Annotated in this window: 24 protein-coding genes; 13 read left to right on the plus strand and 11 right to left on the minus strand. The window is 40.4% G+C overall.

Annotated features, from left to right (window positions below):
- The first annotated feature begins 331 nt into the window (after window positions 1–331).
- The 7 genes from CDW55_RS06655 (at window position 332) to CDW55_RS06695 (ending at window position 7,347) form a co-directional block, all read left to right on the plus strand.
- A complete protein-coding gene (locus CDW55_RS06655; RefSeq protein WP_088469532.1) occupies window positions 332–931 on the plus strand; it encodes a DUF2911 domain-containing protein in 600 nt (199 codons plus the stop codon).
- Between the two features lie 13 nt (window positions 932–944).
- Window positions 945–1,376 (plus strand): lipocalin family protein, encoded by a 432-nt coding sequence (locus CDW55_RS06660; protein WP_143332930.1) that lies wholly within the window; start codon window positions 945–947, stop codon window positions 1,374–1,376.
- 113 nt (window positions 1,377–1,489) lie between these two features.
- Window positions 1,490–2,533 (plus strand): bifunctional transcriptional activator/DNA repair enzyme AdaA, encoded by a 1,044-nt coding sequence (locus CDW55_RS12625; protein WP_088468984.1) that lies wholly within the window; start codon window positions 1,490–1,492, stop codon window positions 2,531–2,533.
- Window positions 2,534–2,593: 60 nt separating this feature from the next.
- Entirely contained in the window at window positions 2,594–3,673 is a 1,080-nt protein-coding gene (locus CDW55_RS12630) for a GNAT family N-acetyltransferase (RefSeq protein WP_317043769.1), read from the plus strand.
- Window positions 3,674–4,071: 398 nt separating this feature from the next.
- Window positions 4,072–5,622, plus strand: coding sequence for an aldehyde dehydrogenase family protein (locus tag CDW55_RS06685; protein ID WP_088468986.1), 1,551 nt, complete (start codon window positions 4,072–4,074; stop codon window positions 5,620–5,622).
- A gap of 53 nt (window positions 5,623–5,675) precedes the next feature.
- The gene (gene lat / locus CDW55_RS06690; RefSeq protein ID WP_088468987.1) at window positions 5,676–7,007 is read left to right on the plus strand and encodes an L-lysine 6-transaminase; all 1,332 of its coding nucleotides are present in this window, start codon (window positions 5,676–5,678) and stop codon (window positions 7,005–7,007) included.
- Between the two features lie 88 nt (window positions 7,008–7,095).
- Window positions 7,096–7,347, plus strand: a complete 252-nt coding sequence (locus CDW55_RS06695) for a DUF2007 domain-containing protein (protein ID WP_088468988.1) — start codon at window positions 7,096–7,098, stop codon at window positions 7,345–7,347.
- A gap of 98 nt (window positions 7,348–7,445) precedes the next feature.
- Here the strand turns inward: CDW55_RS06695 and CDW55_RS06700 are convergent, their stop codons facing one another.
- Window positions 7,446–9,170: a helix-turn-helix domain-containing protein gene (locus tag CDW55_RS06700; protein ID WP_088468989.1), complete on the minus strand. Its 1,725-nt coding sequence runs from the start codon at window positions 9,168–9,170 to the stop codon at window positions 7,446–7,448.
- A 184-nt stretch (window positions 9,171–9,354) separates the two neighbouring features.
- Here CDW55_RS06700 and CDW55_RS12405 point away from each other — a divergent pair, with 184 nt between their 5' ends.
- From CDW55_RS12405 to CDW55_RS06730, 6 genes are all read left to right on the plus strand, one after another.
- Window positions 9,355–9,585 (plus strand): hypothetical protein, encoded by a 231-nt coding sequence (locus CDW55_RS12405; RefSeq protein ID WP_143332931.1) that lies wholly within the window; start codon window positions 9,355–9,357, stop codon window positions 9,583–9,585.
- A 162-nt stretch (window positions 9,586–9,747) separates the two neighbouring features.
- On the plus strand, window positions 9,748–12,177 hold the full coding sequence (locus CDW55_RS06710; protein ID WP_088468991.1) for a thiamine pyrophosphate-dependent enzyme: 2,430 nt from the start codon (window positions 9,748–9,750) through the stop codon (window positions 12,175–12,177).
- Between the two features lie 86 nt (window positions 12,178–12,263).
- Window positions 12,264–12,878, plus strand: a complete 615-nt coding sequence (locus CDW55_RS06715) for a DUF305 domain-containing protein (RefSeq protein WP_088468992.1) — start codon at window positions 12,264–12,266, stop codon at window positions 12,876–12,878.
- Window positions 12,879–12,964: 86 nt separating this feature from the next.
- A complete protein-coding gene (lpdA, locus tag CDW55_RS06720; RefSeq protein ID WP_088468993.1) occupies window positions 12,965–14,356 on the plus strand; it encodes a dihydrolipoyl dehydrogenase in 1,392 nt (463 codons plus the stop codon).
- Between the two features lie 86 nt (window positions 14,357–14,442).
- A complete protein-coding gene (locus tag CDW55_RS06725; RefSeq protein ID WP_088468994.1) occupies window positions 14,443–16,386 on the plus strand; it encodes a S9 family peptidase in 1,944 nt (647 codons plus the stop codon).
- A 100-nt stretch (window positions 16,387–16,486) separates the two neighbouring features.
- A complete protein-coding gene (locus CDW55_RS06730; RefSeq protein WP_088468995.1) occupies window positions 16,487–17,272 on the plus strand; it encodes a patatin-like phospholipase family protein in 786 nt (261 codons plus the stop codon).
- Here the strand turns inward: CDW55_RS06730 and CDW55_RS06735 are convergent.
- The 10 genes from CDW55_RS06735 to CDW55_RS06780 form a co-directional block, all read right to left on the minus strand.
- Window positions 17,243–17,599 carry a diacylglycerol kinase family protein gene (locus tag CDW55_RS06735; RefSeq protein ID WP_088468996.1) on the minus strand — a complete coding sequence of 119 codons (357 nt, stop codon included), beginning with the start codon at window positions 17,597–17,599 and terminating at the stop codon, window positions 17,243–17,245. The two genes, CDW55_RS06730 and CDW55_RS06735, sit on opposite strands and share 30 nt — an antisense overlap.
- Before the next feature lie 120 nt (window positions 17,600–17,719).
- The gene (locus CDW55_RS06740) at window positions 17,720–18,964 is read right to left on the minus strand and encodes a DUF1015 domain-containing protein (protein WP_088468997.1); all 1,245 of its coding nucleotides are present in this window, start codon (window positions 18,962–18,964) and stop codon (window positions 17,720–17,722) included.
- 7 nt (window positions 18,965–18,971) lie between these two features.
- Window positions 18,972–19,931: a D-2-hydroxyacid dehydrogenase gene (locus CDW55_RS06745; protein WP_088468998.1), complete on the minus strand. Its 960-nt coding sequence runs from the start codon at window positions 19,929–19,931 to the stop codon at window positions 18,972–18,974.
- A 49-nt stretch (window positions 19,932–19,980) separates the two neighbouring features.
- The gene (gene serC, locus CDW55_RS06750) at window positions 19,981–21,045 is read right to left on the minus strand and encodes a 3-phosphoserine/phosphohydroxythreonine transaminase (RefSeq protein ID WP_088468999.1); all 1,065 of its coding nucleotides are present in this window, start codon (window positions 21,043–21,045) and stop codon (window positions 19,981–19,983) included.
- Between the two features lie 103 nt (window positions 21,046–21,148).
- Window positions 21,149–21,499: a 4Fe-4S binding protein gene (locus tag CDW55_RS06755; RefSeq protein ID WP_088469000.1), complete on the minus strand. Its 351-nt coding sequence runs from the start codon at window positions 21,497–21,499 to the stop codon at window positions 21,149–21,151.
- A gap of 234 nt (window positions 21,500–21,733) precedes the next feature.
- On the minus strand, window positions 21,734–22,348 hold the full coding sequence (locus CDW55_RS06760) for a flavin reductase family protein (RefSeq protein ID WP_088469001.1): 615 nt from the start codon (window positions 22,346–22,348) through the stop codon (window positions 21,734–21,736).
- 61 nt (window positions 22,349–22,409) lie between these two features.
- Window positions 22,410–23,108 (minus strand): SDR family NAD(P)-dependent oxidoreductase, encoded by a 699-nt coding sequence (locus tag CDW55_RS06765; protein ID WP_088469002.1) that lies wholly within the window; start codon window positions 23,106–23,108, stop codon window positions 22,410–22,412.
- A 7-nt stretch (window positions 23,109–23,115) separates the two neighbouring features.
- Window positions 23,116–23,409, minus strand: coding sequence for a TIGR03643 family protein (locus tag CDW55_RS06770; protein WP_088469003.1), 294 nt, complete (start codon window positions 23,407–23,409; stop codon window positions 23,116–23,118).
- Window positions 23,410–23,564: 155 nt separating this feature from the next.
- The gene (locus CDW55_RS06775; RefSeq protein WP_088469004.1) at window positions 23,565–24,884 is read right to left on the minus strand and encodes an ABC1 kinase family protein; all 1,320 of its coding nucleotides are present in this window, start codon (window positions 24,882–24,884) and stop codon (window positions 23,565–23,567) included.
- Window position 24,885: 1 nt separating this feature from the next.
- Window positions 24,886–25,542 carry a TetR family transcriptional regulator C-terminal domain-containing protein gene (locus tag CDW55_RS06780; protein ID WP_088469005.1) on the minus strand — a complete coding sequence of 219 codons (657 nt, stop codon included), beginning with the start codon at window positions 25,540–25,542 and terminating at the stop codon, window positions 24,886–24,888.
- Window positions 25,543–25,611: the final 69 nt, after the last annotated feature.

Below are 25,611 nucleotides of genomic sequence, written 5' to 3' on the forward strand. Positions count from 1 at the left end.
GGTTAGGAAGTTTGATAAAGTCCGCATGAAGTTCCGCAAATGATGCTTTGATATGTTTCAAAAAACCTTTTACACCATCGTGAAAATTTTTATAATATTGTAATAAACATAGGGCGATGAAAAAAGAAGAACAAATGTCTGTAGAATACGACATGTTCCCACGCAGAAGCCCTGACAATAGTGTAACCGGAAACTGTTAAAAAGGAATATACCGAATTCCTGAAACCGAGTTTAAAGAAAAATGAATAAATATTTGTTGAACCTGCGACAAGCTTTTAAAGATATGTTTTCGTTTACCGATAATTTTCTATCTTTAAAAAAAATTATAAGAATGAAAAAACTATTGATTGCAGCTTTTATTTCCTCAACCTTGTTTACTTATGCTCAGCACACGCTTCCGGCTGCCAGTCCGAGACAAACGGTGGAACAGCAGTTTTCTACCACTAAAATTTCAGTGGATTACGGAAGACCGGGTGTAAAAGGGCGGAAGATTTTCGGTGATCTTGTACCCTATAATAAGGTGTGGAGAGCCGGTGCCAATGGCGCGACTAAAATTACCTTTGGTCAGGCAGTAAATTTCGGCGGAAAAACAGTGCCCGCAGGGTCTTACGGTTTGTTTGTAATTCCGGCAGAGAAGGAGTGGAAAGTCATCCTGAATAAAGATGCCCAGCAGTGGGGAGCTTACGCCTACGACGAAAAACTTAATGTAACCGACATTACCGTGCCCGTACAGAAATTGTCGGAGAAGCAGGAGTGGTTCGGCATCGAACTTAATCCTGTGGACGATAATGCAGTGGATATGGTGGTGAAATGGGACCAGACCAAAGTGACCGTTCCCGTAAAAACTGCAAATCCTGAGACCGTTAACAAAGTGGTTGAAAAGCTGAAAGAAATCCGCCAGATCGAACGTGACGCTGCGGCAAAGAAATAATTAGTAAATAAATATGAAGAAAATTTTAAACTGGGGTTTGTTCGCTGTATTGATGACGATGTTCGCCATTTCATGTTCCACCCAGATGACAACATTAGAAAACGGAAAGAAAATCGATAACCGCTTGGTTGGCGTTTGGTCCGGCTCTGAAAAAGATCAGCAGATTGACGGCGTGTCGAAAAAATGGGATATGACACGGAATGGAGACGGTACTTTTATTTTAGACTTTGTTTTTACCCAAAACGGCAGAACCCAGGAAACCCAGGAAACCGGAAACTGGTGGATCGAAGGAAATAAATTCTACGAATATCATGAAGAATCAGGGAAAACAGATGTGTATACCTATTCTGTGCTCAATGAAAACCAGATAAAATTCAAATCCCAAAGTATCAGTGTCGGAATGAACAACGACTCTTATGAGTTTACGGACACCCGCAGGAAATAAACTGAATGTCTCAATCTTTTGAGACATTTTTTTATTAAGTACCAAAAAATACCTGTCAATTTTTCGGTTGTAAAGTTTTATATACCGACCTAAATTTGCTATAAATTTACAAAATGGAACTTTCTAACGAAATAATGTATCAGGCTTCTGTTGACAAAAACCCCGAATTCCAAGGCGTTTTCTGGATGGGCGTGAAAACCACCGGGATTTTCTGCCGGCCTACCTGCACGGCACGCAAACCGAAGTTTGAAAATGTCGAGTTTTTCACCAATACCAAAGATGCAATCCTGAAAGGGTACAGGCCCTGCAAAGTCTGCAAACCCCTTGAGAATCCGGATGAAACGCCTGAAGGAATTCAGCATTTGCTGAATGAACTGGAGGCGGATCCTTCTCTGAAATTCAGGGATTACGATTTGGTGATAAGAGGTCTGGAGCCTGCAACCGTCCGCCGGTGGTTCATGAAGCACCATGGCATGACGTTTCATGCGTTCCAGCGGATGTTTAAGCTGAATTCAGCTTTTAAGAAACTGAATTTGGGCGGGAACGTGACCGACACAGCCTTCGAAAGCGGTTATGAGAGCCTGAGTGGTTTTAATGAAAGTTTTAAAAATATCTTTGGCGTTTCACCAAAGCAGTCGAAAAGTGAAAAAGTGGTGGATTTAAAAAGAATCGAAACACCACTCGGAACCATGATCGCCTGCGCTGATGAACACGGAATCTGTATGCTTGAATTTTCTGACAGGAAAGCACTGCCCACGGAACTGAAAGAGATTTCGAAACATTTTAATGCCAACATCATTCAGGGTGAAAATCCGCACTTCAAAACTTTAGAAAAAGAACTTGCTGAATATTTCGAAGGAACACGCAAGGATTTTACTGTTCCTCTATCACCCGTGGGGACTGATTTTCAGAAAAGTGTTTGGGAAGTGCTCCGTAAAATCCCCTACGGAACAACGAGAAGTTACCAGGAACAGGCGAATATTCTGGGTAATCCCAAAGCGGTGAGGGCCGTGGCAAATGCCAATGGTCTCAACAAAATTTCCATCATCATCCCTTGTCACAGAGTCATCGGCACCAACGGAACGCTCACCGGCTACGGCGGTGGAATCTGGCGCAAACAGAAACTGCTGGAGCTGGAAAAGTCGATTCTTTTTTAAAGGTCACTTATTTTAACGGAAGGTAATAATTCTTAAAATTTTTATCTTTGAAGAAAAGCTATGGAAAACTTTCTGCAACCCACTTTGGAAAATAGTGAAGTAAAATTGGTTCCTCTTGAAGAAGGTGATTTTGAACGGCTTTATAAGGTGGCTTCAGATCCGGAAATCTGGGCACAGCATCCGAACAAAAACCGCTGGGAAAAGGAACCCTTCCGTAATTTCTTTGAAGGAGCGATGATGTCGGGCGGCGCATTTCTTATTCTTGATAAAGAAAGTGGGGAAGTGGCCGGTAGTACACGGTTTTATGATCATAGTGAAGAGGAACGTTCAGTTTTTATAGGCTATACTTTTTACGGAACGAAATTTTGGGGTTCCAAACTCAATCCTCAGGCCAAGAAATTGATGCTTGATTATATTTTCCAATATGTAGATTTGGTAAAATTTCATGTCGGGGCTGAAAACCGGCGCTCTCGCAAGGCCATGGAAAGACTGGGAGCAGAACTGAAAGGTGAAATTATAGTCGCTTACCACGGCGAACCGGACCGGAAAAATGTGGAATACTGGATTAACAAAAAAGCCTGGATTATGCAGAACACCACCCAATCTGTGGTACATCATCAGCAAACAATGAATTCAGAAATCAATTTCCGGAAGGCGACACCTGAAGATGCAGGGCAAATATGGCAGATTCTTCAGCAGGCCATTCGGCGGCGAAAAAATGACGGATCGCGGCAGTGGCAGGACGGCTATCCCAATCCCGAAACGGTGGAGCGCGATATTGCGCACGGAATCGGATATGTACTTACGGAGAACAATGCGGTTGTGGCGTATGCCGCGGTAATTTATAATGACGAACCTGCTTACGAAGCTATTGAAGGCAAGTGGCTTTCAGACGCTGATTTCAATGTGGTACACCGTGTTGCGGTGTCTGATGAGGCTGCCGGAAAAGGCTTTGCAACGGAGATTTTCAGAAGGATTGAAGAATACTCCCGTCAGAACGGTGTTTTCAGTATAAAAGTCGATACGAATTTCGATAATGCGGCGATGCTTAGGATTCTTGAAAAGCTCGGATACACGTATTGCGGTGAAGTTTATTTCCGTGGTTCGGCGCGCAGGGCTTTTGAGAAAATTTTAAGGTGACATTCCCATTGCAGATCCGGTTTTTATATTTTAATGGAGCTGTTCAACAGATTTCTTTTATCTAAGATCTGGATAAATTTATTTTGAAGCGCATTCCTGAAACATTTCGGCACCGAAATAAAAGACAAAAAGCCATACAATTCCCTTGAGGGTAAAAAATATTAAACCGCCGATTCCGACACGCTTAAACCATAATTTAAATTTAGAACTTCCGTTATTTACAGGTTGCCGATTTTCCATATTAACAATTTGAGCAAAAATAAGAATTTTCTTTGCCACCTGTTCAAAACATGGCAATGAGTTAAATCAGATTCATTGGTATTCCTGATTAAAATTGTTAAAAGTTTTTCAGATTTGGCTAAAAACCCTATCTTTAAAGGCAACTCAAATTAATATTTATGTCCAGTAAAACCACCGATTACGGTATTGAAAAATCACTTGAAAACTTAGGAATATCTCAGCAGAATAACGGCGTCTCTTCCGGCGGCAGCTACTTTGCCTCTGGGGATATGCTCGAAAGTTACTCTCCTACAGACGGAAAACTTATCGCAGAAATAAAAACCGCAAGTGCGGAAGATTATACCAAAGTCATCGAAACTGCGAAGGCTGCCTATAAGGAATTCCGCATGATTCCGTCACCCAAAAGGGGCGAACTGGTACGTCAGTTTGGTCTTAAACTCCGTGAGTATAAGGATGATCTCGGAAAGTTGGTTTCTTATGAAATGGGAAAATCTCTGCAGGAAGGTTTAGGCGAAGTTCAGGAAATGATCGATATCTGCGATTTCGCGGTTGGTTTATCTAGGCAGCTCCACGGTTACACCATGCACAGCGAAAGACCGGGCCACCGAATGTACGAGCAGTATCACCCGCTGGGAATTGTCGGGATAATTTCCGCCTTCAACTTTCCGGTAGCAGTTTGGTCCTGGAATACAGCGCTTTCGTGGATGTGCGGGAACGTCACCGTGTGGAAGCCTTCAGAAAAAACACCGCTCTGCGCCATCGCCTGCCAGAATATTATTTCTGAAGTTTTAAAGGAAAATAACCTTCCGGAAGGAATTTCATCGATGATCGTAGGCGATCATAAAATTGGTGAACAGCTCGTAAATGATAAAAATATCGCCCTCGTTTCTTTTACAGGTTCTACGCGTGTAGGACGTATCGTTGGGAAGAATGTGGCAGAAAGATTCGGCAAATCAATCCTTGAATTGGGAGGTAACAATGCCATCATCATTACCGAAAATGCCGATCTGGATATGTCGGTAATCGGGGCTGTTTTCGGTGCTGTGGGAACTGCCGGACAGCGATGCACATCTACAAGACGTTTGATTATTCACGAATCGGTGTATGATGAAGTGAAAAACCGTTTGGTGAAAGCTTACGGACAGCTTAAAATCGGCAATCCACTTGATGAAAACAATCATGTAGGACCGCTGATTGATAAAGATGCTGTTGCACAATATCTCAACTCCATTGAAAAATGTAAGAAAGAAGGCGGAACATTCGCGGTAGAAGGAGGGCTGTTGGAAGGCGAAGATTATAGCTCCGGCTGTTATGTAAAACCGTGCATCGCTGAAGTTGAAAATTCTTATGAAATCGTGCAGCACGAAACCTTCGCACCAATTTTATACCTTATTAAATACAAAGCACTCGATGAAGCCATCGCTTTACAGAACGATGTTCCGCAGGGATTAAGTTCTGCAATCATGACGCAGAATCTCCGCGAAGCTGAACTTTTCCTTTCCCAGGCAGGATCCGACTGTGGAATTGCAAACGTAAACATCGGAACCTCCGGCGCTGAAATCGGCGGTGCTTTCGGTGGTGAAAAAGAAACAGGTGGCGGCCGCGAATCCGGTTCGGATGTATGGAAATATTACATGCGCCGCCAGACCAACACCATTAATTATACCACCAGTCTGCCGCTTGCACAGGGAATTAAGTTCGATCTTTAAAACCGACGCAATTTAAATTTTAACCTTAACCAACACTAAATCACAGTATTAATATGAACGCAATTGCACCTCAACCGCAAATAACAAATAAAGTAAAGGAAACGCTTTCGAAACACATGCTCGCCGACGGTTTCGATTTTGTAATGGACATTGAAAAATCTCACGGAAGCTGGATTCATGACCGGAATACAGGAAAGGAATATCTCGATATGTTCTCGATGTTCGGGTCGGCGTCGATTGGGTACAACCACCCTTATCTTGTTGAAAAATCTGCCTGGCTCGGCAAAATGGCAGTGAACAAACCAACTTTGGCTGATGTTTATTCTCAGGAATTTGCAGATTTCATGGAGGTATTCTCAAGAGTTGCTATTCCTGAAGAACTTCAGTACACTTTTTTTATTGAAGGCGGAACCATGGCAGTAGAAAATGCCATGAAAGCATGCTTCGACTGGAAAACGAGAAAAAACTTCGAAAAAGGGCTGGACACTGAAGCCGGAATATGCATCCATTTCAAGCAGGCATTTCACGGCAGAAGCGGTTATACTTTAAGTTTAACCAATACTTCAGACCCAAGAAAATATCAGTATTTTCCCAAGTTTAACTGGCCGAGAATCCTTAATCCGCATCTGAATTTCCCCATTACCGAAGAAAATTTAGAGGAAACTATTAAGCATGAACAACTGGCTTTGCTGCATATTCAGGAAGCCATACTCAGCAATCCTGATCAGGTGGCCTGTATTATTATTGAGCCGATTCAGGCTGAAGGTGGTGATCATCATTTCCGGGATGAATTTTTCCAGGGTTTAAGAAATCTCTGCGACGAGAATGAAATTCTGCTGATTTTCGATGAGGTGCAAACGGGTATCGGCATTACAGGAAAAATGTGGGCGTTCCAGCATTTCACTGCAAAACCTGATATTATTTCTTTCGGAAAGAAAACCCAGGTTTGTGGTGTTTTGGCGAACAAGGAAAAATTTAATGAAATTCCGAACAACGTTTTCAGAGAAAGCTCCCGCATCAATTCAACCTTTGGCGGTAATTTCGTGGACATGATGCGCTTCAAGCTGACCATGGAAGTGATTGAAAAAGAAAATCTTGTAGAAAACGCAAAAGTGGTAGGCGAGTATCTTCTGGAAGGACTTAAAAAACTTGAGCAGCAGTTCCCGGATAAAATTTCGGCCGCAAGAGGACGCGGTTTGATGTGTGCCATCAATCTGCCGGATGGTGCTGCACGTGACAGAATGCGCGAAATACTGTATGATGACGGTTTAATTATACTGGCTTGTGGAGACCAATCGATCCGGTTCCGTCCGCATCTTAATGTGACTAAGGAAGAAATCCAGATTGCGCTTGATAAAATTGCGGCCAGCGTAAATAAAATATAATCTTAGGTACTGAATAATAAATTTAATAAAAACTTAACATTCTCTTTAAGAAATTTTAGTTATATTTATAGCTCTAAATGAAGAGATTATGGAAAGAGAAACAAGAGTATCGGTGTTTGAAAGCGAGAGTCCATCAGAAATTCAACTGGTAAAATCCCGTTTGGATGCGGCCAAAATCGTTTCGTTTTTAAACGATAAATACATGTCATTTACGACTACACCTACGGCGAACACCATAAAATTAATGGTAAACCTGAAGGATGAACAGAGAGCATTTAAAATTATTGATGCATTTATTAAAGAATCAGATTTAGACCTTACTGCTAACCTTAAAAATTGATTTTATAATTTTAAATTTTACGTTTTACAGAAAACGGCACCAAATTAATTTGGCGCCGTTTTTTTTGTTTTCAATTTTTTGAACTTTACTACAGGAATTTACATTTTTTCTTTCATCATTTTGATAAAGACAGAAGGTTTCAGATCAAATTTTCTGCGGAAATTGTCGGAAAAATTGTCGGTACTCGAGAATCCTGCGATCGCAGCAAGCTCTTTTACATCGAGATTAATATATTTTACATCATTTTTCAGACGGTCAATAATATAATCTAACCGAAGATCATTGATGTAAAGCGTGAAGTTTTTGCCTTTGTAAGTATTGATGATTTTGGAGAAGTAAGTTGAATTGGTGCCTAATTCTTCACTCAGCGTTTTTTGCGAAATCTGTGGATCAAGAAACTTTTCTTCTTTTTCGAAGGTTTCAAGCTGCTTTAAGATGTTTTCAACAAAAATGGGATTCAGACCCGGAATTTTGTTGTAGAATTCGTAATCGAATTTTGGTGTGTTGGCTATACCATTTTCGAATGTTATAACATTTTCAGTATGATCCTCGTTACTGTTCTGGCGGGCGATAATCTCTTCAAACCTCTTTTTATAATTCTGTTTTTCCCGGTAAATCCTGAATCCGAAAAATAGAAATCCAGTAAGCAGGGATAAAAATATGGCTGCGAAGATAATTCGCTGTTTCTGGAGTGTATTTTCGATTCTGTTTTTTTCGGCGACTAATTTTTTGGTGTCGTATTCTTTTACAATTCTTTGGTAGAGGTATTTATAATTTTTTTCGTAGGACCGGTCCAGGAACATCAGTTTGTTGATATATTCCAGCTGTTTTTTTGTGTCGCCGGTGGAGTTGTAGTATTTAATGAGAATCTCGTAGGCTGACCGGAATTGTGGATCCAGCTTTTTTGTTTTTTCGTAATGCTTATCGATTTCCTCTAAATATTTAATGGCCAGCCGCTCTTTGCCAATATGCCAGTAAGAAAGTCCTAAATAAAAAACTTCGGTATTGTGCTCCCACTGATCGTTGTATAATCTGATGGCTTCCGAAAATTTCGAAATTGCCGTGTTATAATCTTTAGAATAATAGGATGTCATTCCTTCAGAAGTAATGAAATACGGAATGTACTGATCTAGTTTGTTTTCATTTATATAGCCGAAAGCTTCTTTTAACAGTGACTTATTTTCGTCGAATTTTCCCAGTTTTATATTACAGTCTATAAGACTCATAAGGGAATAGATATAGTAAACCTGATAGTTTTTTCCCAAAGATGATTTAATATGGAGGTTTTCCTTGAAATATTTTAAACATACTAACAATTCTTTATGAGCATCTTCGTACTGACCAAGATAAATTTTGTTTTGTGCGATATAATAAATGGTTTTATTAAAAATATATTCATTACCAGATTCTTGGGATAATTTATTTGCCACCAATATATCATTCAATGCTTTTTCATAAAACTCTTCCGCCATATTGATATTCCCGTGATTTAAGTAGGCATCAATCACGATTTTTTTTATCTCTGATTTTTTTGCGGTAGTTAAAGCGCTGTCCGCATATTTTAAATTGGTTGGGTATGTACTATTAACACTTGCATAACGGTAAGCATAGAATAAAGCCTCATTGTTCTGTTCTTTTTTTGATTTTGTAATATAGAAGTTGATAAGTTCCCACATTTTTACGGGATTACCACTGTTTTCATCTATTCTTTTTTCTATTTCCTCATTGCTCAGTGTAGAGTTTGATAAATTCTGAGCGGGAAAATGGTTAAAAACAAATGCGGTAAGAAAAAAAATAATTGCTAAGATATACTTCGGCTGCATGAAACCTTACTAAGTGATTAAGAGTGATCTATATTAATTTCGGATAATAATTTTACAATAATACTGTAATTTTTTTAAAAAAACAGCACTATTTTTATAATACACCTGCTGTTTTTTATAAACTACCGGTTGAAAAACTTGTTTTATGTTTTCTTTCCGGGATACATTTGTAAAAATTAAACGAATGAAAAAATTAGCTTTTATATCCGCAGTTTTATTTACTGCCATTTCATTACACTCGTGCAGACAGGCAGACGATGTTTTCTCACAGGAAGAAATTGAAACACTGAAGAAAGTGCAGGATTCGTCAAATAATTCATTTGACAAAAATAGTGACAATCCAATTAAGGTAGAGCCAAGTAATCCCGAATCTACATTAGTAGATGGGGAGATTGTTCCGCCACCAAGAAAGTAACCCCCTAAACTAAATATTTTTTTTTCATCATTTGTGTTTGGTTCTTCCGCGATTTCGCGGAAGAATCTTTTATATCTATAGGTAAAGAAATAAAAAGGCCTGCGTTTGCTCTTCTTCCGAAGTTTCTTTATTTTCGTACCTTTGTAAAATACCCCTTTATTTATGGAAGCGACCTATATAGAAACCCAACAGATTTCTTTTCAGGATTTTAAAAACCAGATTTTAGAAGATTATAAACTAGGAAGAATCTCCCGCGAAATGTCTTATTTAGGAAGACGCGAGGTTTTAACCGGCAAAGCCAAATTCGGTATTTTTGGTGACGGTAAAGAGCTTCCGCAGCTGGCGATGGCTAAAGTCTTCAAAAACGGAGATTTCCGCTCAGGTTACTACCGCGACCAGACTTTTGCTATGGCCATTGATGCGGTAAGCGTTGAAAGTTTTTTCGCCCAGCTTTATGCAGATACCAGTATCGAACGCGAGCCGGCTTCAGCAGGACGCCAGATGAACGGTCACTACGCCACCAGAAGTTTAAATGAAGATGGCAGCTGGAAGAATTTAATGCAGCAAAAAAACATTTCTTCAGATATTTCGCCTACTGCAGGACAAATGCCAAGACTTTTAGGTTTAGCAATGGCTTCCAAAGTGTATAAGTCAGTAAAATTTGAAGGATCCGAAAAATTTTCCAACGAAGGGAATGAAGTTGCTTTCGGAACCATTGGTGATGCTTCTACTGCAGAAGGTCACTTCTGGGAAACGCTCAATGCAGCCTGTGCACTTCAGGTTCCGATGATTGTTTCTATTTGGGACGACGGCTACGGAATTTCGGTGCCAACACAGAATCAGCGTGCTAAAGCAGATATCGCTGAAATGCTTTCAGGTTTCCAGAGAACTGAGGGACAGCATCAGGGTTGCGAAATCATTCAGGTGAAAGCGTGGGATTACCCATCGCTTCTGGATGCCTATGCACGGGCAGAGCATTTCGCCAGAACGGAAAGTGTTCCGGTGGTTGTGCATGTGGTGGAAGTAACACAGCCTCAGGGACACTCTACATCAGGATCGCACGAACGATATAAAAATGAAGACCGTCTGAAGTGGGAAGGGGAATTCGACGGGTTAACTAAATTCAGAGAATGGATTCTTAATTATTCCATTGAAATTGAAGGTAAAGAAGAACAGTTGGCAACCGCTGAAGAACTTGATCTTATCAACGAAGAAGCCAAAAGGATTGTAAAGGCTGGTCAGAAAAAAGCCTGGGACAATTACCAGAGACCAATTTTAGCGTTAAAAGAAGAGGCGCTTGGATTAGTTCGCCAACTGGAATCCCAAAATACTGAGATTTCTGCTGAACTTGAAAAATTCGGCAAAATAATTTCGGTAGCGAAGAGAGATATTTTCCATTTGGTTAGAAAATCACTTTTACTCACCAGAGGCAGCCAGTCTGCTGAAAGAGATGCGCTTCAGCAGAAATATCAGGAAATCTTTGCGGTTGAAAAAGATAATTATTCTTCGCATTTATATTCACAGTCCGAATGGAAATCAACGAATGTAAAAGAAATTCCGCCGGTTTTTTCTGAAACTTCAGAAACAGTGGACGGCAGGGTAGTCGTAAGAAACAATTTCGATAAAATTTTCTCAAAATATCCTGAAACCTTAGTATTTGGTGAAGATGCAGGAAATATCGGCGATGTAAACCAGGGCCTGGAAGGACTTCAGGAAAAATATGGCGAACTTCGCGTAGCCGATACCGGAATCCGTGAAGCTACCATTCTCGGTCAGGGAATTGGATTGGCAATGCGCGGCTTAAGACCGATTGCAGAAATACAGTATCTGGATTATATTCTGTACTGTCTTCAGGGGATGAGCGATGATCTTGCTACGGTTCAGTACCGCACGAAAGGCGGACAGAAAGCGCCGGTGATCATTAGAACCCGTGGTCACAGACTTGAGGGTGTTTGGCATTCGGGATCACCGATGGCAGGAATCATCAATCTTTCCAAAGGTATTCTGGTGCTCGTTCCAAGAAATTTAACCAAAGCCGCAGGATTTTATAATACCATGCTGCAGAGCGACGAGCCGGCTGTGATTGTAGAATGTCTGAACGGTTACCGACTTAAAGAAAAACAGCCTGATAACTTAGGAGAATTCACTGTTCCTGTCGGGAAAATTGAAGTCACTAAAGAAGGTAGTGATGTTACTTTAGTCACCTACGGATCAACCTGGAGAATCGTGATGGAAGCCGCTGAAGAACTCGGAAAAATCGGTATTTCTGCCGAAGTGATCGATGTTCAGTCTTTAATTCCTTTCGATTTAAGCCACGAAATAGCGGAAAGTGTGAAGAAAACCAACCGTTTGGTTGTAATTGATGAAGATGTGGAAGGCGGAACTTCAGCATTTATTATGCAGCAAATCCTCGAAAAACAAAAGGCTTTCAGATACCTCGATTCAGATCCGGTCACCATATGTGCTGAAAATCACCGTCCGGCCTATGCGAGCGACGGCGATTATTTCAGTAAGCCAAGTGCCGATGACATGGTTGAAAAGATTTATGCCATGTTCAATGAGATTAATCCGGCTAAATTTCCTAAGATTTAATCTTTAAAACTTTGAATATAGAAAGCAAACTTCGGTTTGCTTTTTTTGTGCATTATTCTTGCATGCTTTCGTAAAAATTAAATTTTATGAAAAAGATATTTGTAATGTTTTTTGCTGCCGCGACAGCGATTTCATGCGGTAAAACAGAAACTAAAACGCAAGATCACTCGTTAGAGCAACATCAGCAAAGTAAACCTAAGAACGAAATGGTAGCGCTAATGGAGGAGATGATGGAGGAGATGCACAGTGGTAAACCCACGGGAAATAATGACGCAGATATTTCCAAAATGATGACTGAACATCATGATGGCGCCGTAGAAATGTCGGAACTGCTTCTGGAAAAAGGGAAGAATGATGAATTAAAAAACTTTGCACGCAAGGTCATCGAGGCTCAAAACAAAGAGGTGCAGCTGATGAAAAAATTTGAAGACCGCAAGGAAGCATCTCCGGACAGCAAAGAATTTGTTCAGGAACTTAACCGGTCGATGGCAGCCATGATGGATAAAAACATTCAGATTCATAACAATATCGATAAAGATTACGCCCAGCAAATGATTCCGCATCATCAGAGCGCCGTAGATATGGCAAAGGTTTACCTTAAATACGGTAAAGAAAAAGAACTCCTTCAGCTTTGTAAGGATATTGTAAAAACCCAAAACACGGAAATCGCCGAGTTAAAAGAATGGCTGGCTAAAAACTGATGCTTCTTCAATAATCGAAATTGTGTGCGGTAAGGACCTGAAACACTCAGAAATTTTACGTAAATTCGCACTAAATTTTTTAGCACATGAACTACGATATTATTGTCATCGGAAGTGGTCCCGGTGGATATGTAACGGCCATCAGAGCTGCACAGTTAGGTTTTAAAACCGCCATTATCGAAAAGGAAAATTTAGGCGGCATCTGCCTTAACTGGGGTTGTATCCCGACCAAAGCGCTCCTGAAATCGGCACACGTTTTCAATTATTTAAAACATGCAGAAGAGTATGGCTTAAATAAGGTTGAAAATCCAGGATTCGATTTTTCTAAAGTAATCCAGCGAAGCAGAGGCGTAGCGACCAAAATGAGCGGCGGAATTTCTTTTCTGATGAAGAAAAACAAAATCGATGTCATTATGGGAACCGCTAAAGTTCAGAAAGGCAAAAAAGTTGCTGTAACCGATAAAGACGGAAAAACTACTGAATATTCCGGTGAACATATCATCATTGCGACCGGCGCAAGGTCAAGAGAACTTCCGAACCTTCCGCAGGATGGGGTGAAAGTAATCGGATACCGCCAGGCGCTGAATCTTCCGTCACAGCCAAAATCTATGATTGTAGTAGGCTCAGGTGCAATCGGGGTTGAGTTTGCAGATTTCTACAATTCAATGGGGACAAAAGTTACTGTTGTTGAATTCATGCCGAACATTGTTCCGGTAGAAGATGAAGAAATTTCAAAACACCTGGAAAAATCCCTGAAAAAATCAGGAATTGAGATTATGACCAGTGCTTCTGTGGAAAGTGTTGATACAAGTGGTGCTGGCGTAAAAGCAAACGTAAAAACTGCGACAGGAAACATTACGCTTGAAGCTGATATTTTACTTTCTGCTGTAGGAATTTCTGCGAATATTGAAGGACAGGGATTTGAAGAAGTGGGCATCCAAACTGACAAAGGCCGGGTATTGGTAAACGAGTGGTACGAAACTTCGGTTCCGGGCTATTACGCAATTGGTGATATTCTTCCGACCCAGGCTTTGGCACACGTAGCTTCTGCAGAAGGAATTACCTGTGTGGAGAAAATCAAGGGACTTCACGTAGAGAAAATCGATTACGGCAATATTCCGGGTTGTACGTACTGTAGTCCGGAAGTAGCTTCTGTAGGTCTTACCGAAAAACAGGCTAAGGAAAAAGGTTACGAAATTAAAGTAGGTAAATTCCCGCTTTCTGCCAGTGGAAAAGCCACAGCGAACGGAAATACTGATGGTTTCATCAAAGTAATTTTCGATGCCAAGTATGGCGAATGGCTGGGCTGTCATATGATTGGCGAAGGCGTTACTGATATGATTGCAGAAGCAGTAGTTGCAAGAAAACTTGAAACTACCGGCCACGAAATCATCAAGTCGATTCACCCGCACCCAACCGTTTCAGAAGCGATTATGGAAGCTGCGGCGGCGGCTTACGGTGAAGTGATTCATATCTAAAAATTACAACACAACTTGTATAAAACCACAGATTTTCTGTGGTTTTTTGTTTGCAAAAATTCATATCTTAACAAAAAATTAATCACATGAATTATAAGTACATCTTACCTGTTTTTCTTTTTTCGGGAACGGTGCTGTTTTCGCAGGCAACTTCCCAAACCATCGTGCCAAATGAAAACCTAATAGCAGAAAATATTCCCGCTATTCCGAAAAGTCTCAGCGAGAAAATCAAGAAATATTCAGAAAGCCGGAGCGCCAATTTCACCGCCATTCATCCCAACGGAAAAGAACTGATTATGGTGACCCGATTTGCATCAACCAACCAGCTTCACCAGATTTCCCAGCCTATGGGAAACCGAAAGCAGCTTACTTTTTTTGACGAACCGGTGAATTCTGCTGATTATGAACCTGTAAAAGGTGAGTATCTGGTTTATTCCAAAGACATTGGTGGAAATGAATTCGGGCAGCTTTTCAGATTAGATTTAAAAACAATGCAATCTACACTGCTTACCGATGGCGGAAGATCACAGAACGGCGGCATAGTCTGGAAGAAAGACGGCAGCGGATTTTATTTCACTTCCACCAAAAGAAACGGTGGCGACCGCGATATCTATTTTATGAATCCGCTGAAACCGGAAGATACAAAACCTGTCCTGCAACTGAAAGGCGGTGGCTGGCGCATCAGCGATATTTCCGATGACGGTAATAAACTTCTCGTCGGCGAGTATGTTTCCGCAAACGAATCGTATCTCTATCTTTTCAATACAGAAACCCAAAAACTGGAGGCCATTACCGACAGAAATGAAAAACAGATCGTTCAGGGAAATGCCAGATTCAGTAAAAATGCCGACGAAATTTGGTATGTAACCGACCGCGGTAATGAGTTCAACCGTTTAGCTTCTTTAAATCTGAAAACCAAAAAAATCAGTTACTTTACGACTGATATTCCGTGGGAAGTTTCCGGTTATACGCTTTCTAAAGATAAATCGAAAATTGCTTTCGAAACCAATGAAAGCGGACTCAATAAAATGTACCTTATGGATGCCAATTCCAAGAAATATTCAGAAATAAAAGGGCTTCCTGTAGGTCTTGTGAATAATTTTGAATTTACGAATGATGGCAAATCCCTGTTTTTTTCACAGTCTACCTACGATTCTTCTGCAGATATCTACAGACTGGATCTCGCTACCAATAAAATCGAAAGATGGACCGACAGCGAACAGGGAGAAATGCAGAAAACCGACATGTCTGCACCAAAACTTATTGAATGGAAGAGTTTCGACGGGATGAAAATTACCGGTTTTTATTATCCGGTTTCAAAGAAATTTACAGGTAAAAGACCTGTTCTGATCAACATTCACGGTGGTCCGGAAGGGCAGTCGATGGCTTCATCTTTGGGTTCCGGCAATTACTACACCAATGAAATGGGTGTTGCACTCATTTATCCCAATGTGCGCGGCTCGTCAGGTTTTGGGAAAACCTATATCGCAAGCGACAACGGATTCAACAGAATGAATTCGGTGAAAGATATCGGTTCTTTACTCGACTGGATCGAAAAACAGCCAGAACTCGACAAAGACCGTATCATGATCATGGGCGGCAGTTACGGCGGATTTATGACCCTGGCTACCGCCTATGAGTATGCCGATAAAATCAGATGTTCGGTGGATATTGTTGGAATTTCCGACTTTAATACTTTCCTTAAAAATACCGAGGAATACCGCCGCGACCTGAGAAGAGTAGAGTACGGCGACGAACGCGATCCTAAAATGAGTGCTTTTTTCACGAAAATTGCACCACTGAATAATACCGACAAAATTAAAAAACCCATGTTCATTATTCAGGGGACCAACGATCCCCGGGTTCCGGTAACCGAAGCGACGCAGATGCGCGACAAACTGAAGGCCCAGGGAAACACGGTATGGTATCTCGAAGCAAAAAATGAAGGTCACGGTTTCCGCAAGAAAGAAAATGTCGATTTCCAGAGACTCGCGGTGATCCGTTTTATGGAAGAATATCTTTTAAAATAAACCAAGTGTAAGAAAGCCATTCCCGCGAATGGCTTTTTATTTTAATTTGTAGGGAGAATTTCGTGAATGTTTTCTATTTTTGACTGTCAAAATTTATTAGATGTATAATTTAGGTTTAGCCCTTTGTGGCGGCGGTTCCAAAGGGATCGCCCATGCCGGAGTCATTAAGTTTCTCAGCGAAAAGAATATTGTGCCCGATGTGCTTGCCGGGACCAGCGCCGGAGCTATTGTGGCAACCATGTATGCTGCGGGAAAAACGCCGGAGGAGATTATAGCCTTTTTTAAATCAGTTTACTTTTTCAAATGGAATCATTTCGCGTTCCGTAAACCGGGAGGCTTTATTCAGTCTGATGTTTTTGCGAAATACCTGAAACCCATCTTCGAAGACCGCAAACTCGAAGATCTTGATAAAAAGGTTTTTGTAACTGCGACCAATATCATCACGGGAAAACTTGAAGTTTTCGGAGGTAATGTAAAAGTGGTGGATGCGGTGATTGCTTCGTGTGCTGTTCCCATGGTGGCAACTCCTTACAGAATTGGGAATCATCTTTACAGCGACGGCGGAATTTTAAATAATTTCCCTGTAGATGTGCTGAAATATGTAAGCAGAAAAAATATTGGCGTGTATTTCTCCCAGCAGAAATCCATTGAAGAAAGCAGTCTGAAAAATCTTTTTAATATTACTGCCAGGGCTTACGATATTATGACGACGCAGGCCGAGCTTGGCAAGATTACTTATTGCGACTGGCTGATTAATCCGGCAGACCTTCAGAAATATAATATGTTCGAAACTAAAATAACCAGAATGAACGAGATTTTCGCCATTGGATACAAAACTGCAGCTGAAAGTTACGAACTAAACAAAAATATACTGGGGATAAATTAAGAGCGCGATAATTACCGAAACAAAAGCTAAAAGTAAGACCGCGCCCGCCGCAATATCTTTAATCAAACCAATATGCTCACTAAATCCGGGGTGTACAAAATCGCAGATTTTTTCGATCGCTGTATTCAGCATTTCTACACTTAAAACTGCAAAACAAACCAGAAAGATAATAGCAGCGTGTTCCGGTGAAAGTTTCAGATAAACGATTAGAAAAATGTTGATCAGCAGTGCCAGAACTTCGAGCCGAAAATTCCTTTCAGACCTTAGCATTTGGAGGATTCCTTTAATGGAATTTAAAACACTGATGTGAAATGCGGGTTTTCTCATGGTTAACGAACGCCGGTTTTAAATAAAAGTCCGCTCATGAACACAGCAGAACCATTTGAATAAAATGTTTAATACACGGCTGTACTTCATCAAATTAAATCTTTTTACTTTATAATCAGTTTATTGTTTCATATCGTACATTACCAGTGCTGTAACCAGTTTGGGCTCGATATAGGTGCACTTTGGAGGCATCTTAATGTTTTTATCCGATACTTTCAGAAGATCATTAAAACTTATCGGATAAATTCCGAAACCGACTTTAAACTCTCCGGAATCTACTTTTTCCTTGATCTGATTAATCCCTTCAAGCCCGGAATTTCCTTTAATATACGTGATTTTATCGGTGGTTTTCGGATCTTCAATACCAAGAATATCCTTGAAGATAAACTCTTCCAGAAGAAAATGATCCAGGTCATTCAATTCGCTCTGCTTTTTCCGCAGATCGTGTTTTACGTGAAGCGAATAGAATTTGCCTCCCAAATACATCGAGATATGGAATTTTTGTGAAGGATAGTAAGGTGTGTCTCCTTTTTCATGAATGAGAAAGTTTTCTTCAATTTTTGAAAGAAACTCTGTTTCCGACAGTCCGTTTAAATCATTTAAAATCCTGTTATAATCATGGATTTTAATCGACTGGTTCGAAACGATAAAACTGAAAACGTAATTGTAATGTTCGGTACCTGTATGTTTTTTGTTTTTCTTCTTCATGTTGGCCGCATTCAGCGCGGCAGAGCCAATCCTGTGGTGTCCGTCTGCTATATAAAAAGAATCAATCTTCTCCAGAACTTCTTTAAACTGAAGCATTTTCAGGCGGTTATCGATACGCCAAACTTTATGTCGCACCCCATTATCATCAAGATAATTGAGCACCGGAACATTTTTTTCCTCATGATTCATCAGCAGCTCTACCTTAGGATTTGCCATATAGGTAAGCAACACAGGTTCAGCCTGAATGTTTACTTTTTCCAGATAATAGGCAAGTTTTTCTTTTTTGTGTGTGAGGGTAGATTCGTGCTTTTTAATCCTTCCGTTCCGGAAATCATCAACACTCACCAATCCCAGGAGTCCGCGGAAAACAGATTTATTGGGCAGAAACTGTTCATAAAGATAATACGATGAGCTATCCTGAACGAGTTTTTTATCATCGAGAAGTTCTTCGAAATTGGTGCGTATTTTCCTTAGATTTCTGTCGATATCCTTAGATTTACTTACCACATAAGGTTTAATCATCTGAATATAAGATGAATCCTGCTGTGCTTTTTTAGTGATTTCTTCCTGCGAAAAATTGTCTAAAGGATGGGTTGGGAAAATATCAACGTAATCTTCACTCGGTCTTATTCCCCGGAATGGTTTAAAAATAGGCATCGTATCTCTATAGTTTATTTTTAATGTCAATAATTTGAGCGGCAAGTTCTGCTCCAATTTTTTCCTGCGCATCCATGGTATTTCCGCCTAAATGCGGCGATAACGAAAGATTGGGATTCATAAGAAGTGGGAGTTCCGGGGTTGGCTCATTCTCAAAAACATCCAGTGCGGCACCGGCAATTTTTCCGGAATCGATGAACTGGAGTAGGGTAACTTCATTTAAAACTCCGCCACGTGCTGTGTTTACTATGAAAACTCCGTCTTTCATCATTTCAAACTGTGGTGTATCAATAATATATCCGTCGGATTTTGGGGTGTTGATGCTCAGGAAATCTACCTCTTTAAAAAAATCTTCCTGGTTGGTGGTAGAAGTGATTTCGAAATTTACGGTCTGCCCGTCGAAGAAATCCAGGAACAGGGTTTCCGTACGCGGTTTTCTGGTAAGGACTTTCACTTTCATCCCCAACGAAATTCCAATTTTTACCACTTCCTGGCCAATTCCGCCAAAACCGATCACTCCTAATGTCTTTCCTTCAAGTTCCACCGCAGACGAGAATGATTTCTTCAGCGCTTTAAAGTGTGTTTCGCCTTCCAGCGGCATCAGACGGTTGGATTCGTGAAGGAATCTTGCCAGCGAAAAAAAGTGGGCAAAAACCATTTCTGCGACAGACCGGGATGAAGCTTTTGGAGTATTGATGATATAAAGGCCTTTGTCAATGGCATATTCAGCGTCGATATTATCCATTCCCACGCCGCCACGTCCTACAATTTTCAGGCCGGGGCAGGCATCAATTAAATCTTCGCGCACTTTTGTAGCGCTTCGAACCAATAGGACATCAATGTGATTTTCGTTAATGAAACTGATGAGATGTTCTTGGGAAACCCGGGTTTCTACCAATTCGATTCCGGCTTCTGCTAAAGCATTTTTACCTGATTCTGAAATACCGTCGTTGGCTAAAACTTTCATAAATGTTGTATCAAATTAACTAAGTAAAATACAAAGTGTGTTTGTGCAATTATTTTAAACTTTTCATCACATCAACCAAAACCTGAACGCTTTCGATCGGCAGTGCATTGTAAAGACTGGCTCTGTAACCGCCTAAACTCCTGTGCCCGTTTAATCCGCTGATTCCTGCAGCTTTCCAGGCAGCATCGAACTCATCTTTTTTAGATTCGTCTAACAGCTGAAACGATACGTTCATTAGGGAACGGTCTTTTTTCTGGCAGAAGGTTTCAAATAAAGGATTGCTGTCGATTTCTTCGTAAAGGAGTTTTGCTTTGGCTTCGTTTCTGGCTTCAGCAGCGGCAATACCGCCATTTTTTTCCAGATGCTGTAAGGTGAGCAGGGTAGCGTACACCGGAAAAACAGGGGGTGTATTGTACATGGATTCTTTGTCGATATGACTCTGGTAGTTCAGGATCGACGGAATTGTTCTTCCGGTATGACCCAAAATACTTTTTTTAACCACCACAAGCGTTACGCCTGCGGGTCCCATATTTTTCTGTGCTCCGGCATAAATAAGGTCAAACTGTGAATAGTCGATCACACGGGAAAAAATATCTGAACTCATATCACAAACCATAAGCGTATCAACCTTTGGGAACGATTTCATCTGCGTTCCGTAAATGGTATTGTTGGAGGTGCAGTGGAAATAATCGTATTCGCTTCCTACGGTATAATCTTTCGGAATGAACGAATATTTTTGCTCTTTTGAAGAGCCTACGATATCTACGGTTCCGAAATTTTTGGCTTCTTTAATCGCGCCTGCAGCCCAGGTTCCGGTATCCAGATACGCGGCTTTGCCGTTTTCGGATTTCATGAGATTATATGGAACCATTAAAAACTGTAAACTTGCGCCCCCACCAAGGTAAAGTACTTCGTAATCATCGCCCAGGTTCATGAGTCTTTTTACGATTGCTCTGGCTTCATCCATCACCGCAACAAAATCTTTGCTACGGTGTGAGATTTCGAGGATCGAGAGTCCAATGCCGTTGAAATCGAGGATGGCTTCTGCTGATTTCTGAAAAACTTCCTGCGGCAATATGCAGGGACCTGCGCTGAAATTGTGTTTTTTACTCATGTTTTTAGTATTTGAAAATCCGAAAGTTGCGTATTTCTTTTTAATTCCGTAAAGTTAAGAGATTTAAGAAAAAAAAACGCCCACAAAAAGTGAGCGGATTATATTATTCTCCGTGTAAGAAAGCTTTTTTCTCGAGCAAGCTTTCCTCCGATTCTACATGGTCTTCATCCGGGATACAGCAGTCTACCGGACAAACTGCCGCACACTGCGGCTCTTCGTGGAAGCCGATACACTCTGTACATTTATCGGTTACAATAAAATATACATCATCGCTTACAGGTTCCTGCGGTGCATCTGCATCTACCGTTAAACCGGATTTCAAAACAACCATTCCTTTCAGTGCGGTGCCTTCTGAAGCCTTCCAGTCTACCGCTCCTTCATAAATGGCGTTATTGGGGCATTCCGGCTCACAAGCACCACAATTAATACATTCGTCTGTTATTCTGATAGCCATTGCTACTTTAATTTAAATTTCCGCAAATATACAAATAATTCGCCTCACAGTACTAATTTTCGATGGCTTACGTTGGGAAATACGCGTCAGTTGCTGTATTGCTGCGTAACGGAAGACATCTTTTCAGACTGCGGCTGCAATTTTAAAATGAATAAAATAAGCGTCGAAATAATTACGGAAAAATTGTTTGGATGAAGGCGAAATTCGGTTTATTTTCTGTGCTAATGTGTTTTTTCAGGGTTTTGCATATTTCATACGTTTGATCAGTTTCGTGGTGTGATATCCGTCAAGTGCTGAACCGGTAAGTGTTTCTGCCTTTTCGATATCAAGCACGCCCTCTTCCAGCCAGATGTTTTCGGGAAAGTACAGATCCTTTATTTCTCCGATAATCAAAAGGGTATCATTGCTTTTCACTGCCAACGTTTCTTTCAATTCTAAACCAATCTGGATTTTTGATTCTTTAACGAAAGGTGCTGCAAAACTATTTTTGTACACCGCAGTAAGTCCCACGGCTTCGAATTCTGATTGTTCTCTTGGATATCTTGCCGAGGTTTGATGGGCTTTTTCGAAAATATCTGCTGTTATATGGTTAATTGTGAAAAATTTTGTCTGTTGTATATTTTCAATAGTATGCCGCTCCACAGAATGTGGTCGGGAAATAAAACCCATGAGGGCGGGATCGGCACCTAGGTGTATCACGGAGTTAAAAACGGCCAGATTGGTTTCGTGCTCCCGGCTTGCTGTTCCTATTAAATTAAGACTTTTGAAGCCACTCAGGGAATTGATTAAAGCAGTTCTTTTGCGATGTTCAATCTGTTGGATATCTAAACTGTTGAGATGGATGTTCATTTACGTTTTCTTTCAATAGATGCTGAAATATTTCTAATTTCAGGCTGCTTAAAGCTGAATATTATATTTTTACGGAACCCATTCCGCCATCGACTCCTATGATTTGCCCGGTAATCCAGCGGGCATTGTCTGAGATTAAAAAAGCTGCCATTTCGGCAATCTCGTGTGGGTTTCCGATTTCCTGTAATGGATGTCTTTTGGCTGCGGCCTCCCGTTTTTCGGGGGTTGACAGAAGCTGGGCCGCAAGTGAAGTATCGGTTAAAGATGGTGCTATAGCGTTTACCCTTATTTTTTGTGACGATAATTCTGCAGCAAGACTCTTGGTTAATCCCTCGACCGCACTTTTGCTTGCCGCCACCGAAGCATGAAAAGGCATCCCAAGTTTTGCAGCGACCGTACTGAACAGAACAACAGAAGCATGATCAGCTTTTTTAAGGTTAGGCAAAATTTTCTTAATTATTTTTACCGCTCCGATCACATTGATCTCAAAATCACTCCTAAAATCATCTTCTGTAAGCCGGTTAATAGGTTTTAGGTTGATGCTTCCCGGAGCGTAGATTAAGCCGTCGATGGTTTCAGGGAAATTAATATCATCCATATTTCCAGAAAGGATATCCAAAGGATAGAATTCGATATTTAACTGGTTTATTTCAGCGTTTTCTGTTTTTGATATGCCAATAATCCGGTGCTGTTCCGATAAGATTTTTGCAGCAGCTAATCCTATTCCTTTTCCGCAACCAACGATTACAATATTTTTCATCTTTTAATTATTTAAGATTTTTACTTCTTTTTGAAATTTTGTTCAGGCTTATGGTGCGCTGCCTGCTGCATTTGAAACGGCTTATTTCAGCGGATCTCTTCAGCAGATGTTTTTTACTGATCCCGGAGTTTACGCGTTTTCTCCAAAGTTTGAAGCTTGACTGCTTTATCTGTAAACGCATTAAATGTATCACTTCGGATTCGCTGAGGGAAAACTGATATTTTATGGCTTCAAAAGGAGTCCGGTCTTCCCAGGCCATCTCGATGATGCGGTCAATCTGTTCGATGCTTAAATTTTTCATTGGCCAAAATATTTATAATGAAACGGTATGATTTTTAGAGACAGAAGCTTTTTGCTGTAAATCTGCTTGCAGACAATTTCAGTTTCCACTTTTTGCGCAGTTAAAGGGCTGCCCGCGGGTTTCAAATATTTTTGAAGGTAATTCGGATGGAATTGCTAATCTTTAATAAACTTTTTGTAGTTATTAATTTCGATATGTTTAGACCCAAGCTCATGCATCATATTGTAAAGACCGAAAAAAGTCCGGTTGATGTAAATAAAATGCTTAGAGCCACGGTTGGTGTTCATTCCCTTGATGTCATTCAGTTTTGCATAACGCTGCCCTAATTCAGCTATTTCCCTGAAGAAATTTTCATCTGAAAAATCAAAATACTCCTGATTAAAAGGTCTTGTAAACAGTTCCAGCAATTCGTAGAATAGTTTAGAGAAAAACTCTTTTTCCTGGGCTGAATCTTCTTCACGCAAGATTTCTAATAGGTGTAGTTTTTCCATGAAAATCTCCGGGTTGTCTAAATTTTCTTTTTTTGCCAACTCAAAGTATGGGATGTAAAAATCTAACGGAACTTCTTTGATGCAGCCAAAATCGATAACCAGAAGTTTATTGTCTTCTGACACCAGAAAATTGCCGGGATGTGGGTCAGCATGTACTTTTTTCAGCACGTGCATCTGGTACATGTAAAAATCCCAAAGTGTTTGACCTACCAAATTAAGCTCCTGATCTTGGTGATGTTTTTTGGTAAAATCAGAAAAATGAATGCCGTGCATCCAATCCATTGTAATGATTTTTTCGCAGGATAATTCCGGATAATAATTCGGGAAACTGATGTTTGGAAGATGGCTGCACTCATCAGCAAACGCTAGGCTGCTGTTTAATTCCAGATTATAATCTGTTTCTTCGTAAAGTTTGTCTTCTACTTCCTTAAAGTAAGTTTCGGATCCCTCTTTTTTGATATTGAACATTTTAATGGCCATGGGTTTCACCATTTTCAAATCACTGGAAATACTTTCGCGTATGCCGGGATACTGAATTTTCACCGCCAGGACTTTATCGCCCAAGCTTGCATGATGCACCTGGCCAATACTTGCTGCATTTATGGATTCGGGAGAAAAATGATCATAAATTTCCTCAGGATTTTTACCGAAGTATTTTCTGAAAGTTTTTTTTACCAGCGCGGCCGAGAGTGGTGGTACAGAAAACTGGGACAAAGAAAATTTTTCCACATATTCCAGCGGAAGTATATTTTTTTCCATGCTCAGCATCTGGGCAACTTTCAAGGCAGAGCCTTTTAACTCTTTCAGGGAATCATAAATATCTTCCGCATTGTCGTGATGCAGGATTTTACGGGCTTCACCTTCTTCCTTTGTTATTTTGTTGCCATAATACTTCAGGTAATTTACCCCTACTTTTGCTCCTGCTTTTAAGAGGCTGCCGGTTCTTTCTAACTTACTTGTAGGTATTTTGTCTAATGTCTTCATTTTACCTTATTTTAAATTTCTCTTTCCATAAAAATTTCCCCAGATCAATGGCTTTTCTTAAGGGTTCGTTATCGAGGAATTCAAAGCCTGTGTCAATGGTTTTTTCAATGAAGATGTCGGTTTTTTCAAAATCCGGCGACTGATCCATCTTCCAGAATTCTAAAACAGAAATCAGGTGCAGCCACATCGCCGCCTGTCTGGATTTTGTATTGAGGTTGCGTATTTTTTCACTCGCTCTTTCTGCCATTTCCCAGTTTTCGACATCTAAACTGTTGGTGAAATCGATAAAGCTGCCGCGCAAGGTTTCTAATATTTTTAGACTCTGTAGTTTGTTGTCGCCTAAAATCTTTAATACAATGGAGCGGTTCATGCTAAGGTTTTCAAAAAAAACAAAATAAAGATTCAGCAACTGTTCTTTTGCTAAAGATACTTGCTCTTCCTGCCCGGTAACCAACGCTACAGATTTCTGGAAAAAATGGTTGAGTATTTCTTTTTCTACATGATCAAAGTCTGAAAAAAAGTGATAGAAATCCTTTTCCTCAAAATTGTTTTCTTTGGCAAACAGGTATACATTTTTCGGCCGGTCGCCATGATTTAGAAGATAGTCACTGTACTGCGTGAAAATAAAATCCCGTGTTAATGGTGTATGATTATTCATTTCTATTGATTTATTAAAAAATATAGTACAAAAGTAAACTATTTATTAATATAAAAGTATATATTTGTA

This window comes from Chryseobacterium sp. VAUSW3 (genome assembly GCF_002205795.1).
GTDB classification, from domain to species: Bacteria; Bacteroidota; Bacteroidia; order Flavobacteriales; family Weeksellaceae; genus Kaistella; species Kaistella yananensis.

Coding starts and splice junctions, on each gene's coding strand:
- CDW55_RS12625 (WP_088468984.1), top strand. CDS start 1,490: ATGGAACTTTCTAACGAAATAATGTATCAGGCTTCTGTTGACAAAAAC.
- CDW55_RS12405 (WP_143332931.1), top strand. CDS start 9,355: ATGAAAAAATTAGCTTTTATATCCGCAGTTTTATTTACTGCCATTTCA.
- CDW55_RS12630 (WP_317043769.1), top strand. CDS start 2,594: ATGGAAAACTTTCTGCAACCCACTTTGGAAAATAGTGAAGTAAAATTG.
- CDW55_RS06660 (WP_143332930.1), top strand. CDS start 945: ATGAAGAAAATTTTAAACTGGGGTTTGTTCGCTGTATTGATGACGATG.
- CDW55_RS06655 (WP_088469532.1), top strand. CDS start 332: ATGAAAAAACTATTGATTGCAGCTTTTATTTCCTCAACCTTGTTTACT.
- CDW55_RS06740 (WP_088468997.1), bottom strand. CDS start 18,964: ATGCCTATTTTTAAACCATTCCGGGGAATAAGACCGAGTGAAGATTAC.
- CDW55_RS06765 (WP_088469002.1), bottom strand. CDS start 23,108: ATGAAAAATATTGTAATCGTTGGTTGCGGAAAAGGAATAGGATTAGCT.
- CDW55_RS06735 (WP_088468996.1), bottom strand. CDS start 17,599: ATGAGAAAACCCGCATTTCACATCAGTGTTTTAAATTCCATTAAAGGA.
- CDW55_RS06700 (WP_088468989.1), bottom strand. CDS start 9,170: ATGCAGCCGAAGTATATCTTAGCAATTATTTTTTTTCTTACCGCATTT.
- CDW55_RS06755 (WP_088469000.1), bottom strand. CDS start 21,499: ATGGCTATCAGAATAACAGACGAATGTATTAATTGTGGTGCTTGTGAG.
- CDW55_RS06725 (WP_088468994.1), top strand. CDS start 14,443: ATGAATTATAAGTACATCTTACCTGTTTTTCTTTTTTCGGGAACGGTG.
- CDW55_RS06780 (WP_088469005.1), bottom strand. CDS start 25,542: ATGAATAATCATACACCATTAACACGGGATTTTATTTTCACGCAGTAC.
- CDW55_RS06775 (WP_088469004.1), bottom strand. CDS start 24,884: ATGAAGACATTAGACAAAATACCTACAAGTAAGTTAGAAAGAACCGGC.
- CDW55_RS06710 (WP_088468991.1), top strand. CDS start 9,748: ATGGAAGCGACCTATATAGAAACCCAACAGATTTCTTTTCAGGATTTT.
- CDW55_RS06770 (WP_088469003.1), bottom strand. CDS start 23,409: ATGAAAAATTTAAGCATCGAACAGATTGACCGCATCATCGAGATGGCC.
- CDW55_RS06695 (WP_088468988.1), top strand. CDS start 7,096: ATGGAAAGAGAAACAAGAGTATCGGTGTTTGAAAGCGAGAGTCCATCA.
- lat (WP_088468987.1), top strand. CDS start 5,676: ATGAACGCAATTGCACCTCAACCGCAAATAACAAATAAAGTAAAGGAA.
- CDW55_RS06715 (WP_088468992.1), top strand. CDS start 12,264: ATGAAAAAGATATTTGTAATGTTTTTTGCTGCCGCGACAGCGATTTCA.
- CDW55_RS06745 (WP_088468998.1), bottom strand. CDS start 19,931: ATGAAAGTTTTAGCCAACGACGGTATTTCAGAATCAGGTAAAAATGCT.
- CDW55_RS06760 (WP_088469001.1), bottom strand. CDS start 22,348: ATGAACATCCATCTCAACAGTTTAGATATCCAACAGATTGAACATCGC.
- CDW55_RS06730 (WP_088468995.1), top strand. CDS start 16,487: ATGTATAATTTAGGTTTAGCCCTTTGTGGCGGCGGTTCCAAAGGGATC.
- CDW55_RS06685 (WP_088468986.1), top strand. CDS start 4,072: ATGTCCAGTAAAACCACCGATTACGGTATTGAAAAATCACTTGAAAAC.
- lpdA (WP_088468993.1), top strand. CDS start 12,965: ATGAACTACGATATTATTGTCATCGGAAGTGGTCCCGGTGGATATGTA.
- serC (WP_088468999.1), bottom strand. CDS start 21,045: ATGAGTAAAAAACACAATTTCAGCGCAGGTCCCTGCATATTGCCGCAG.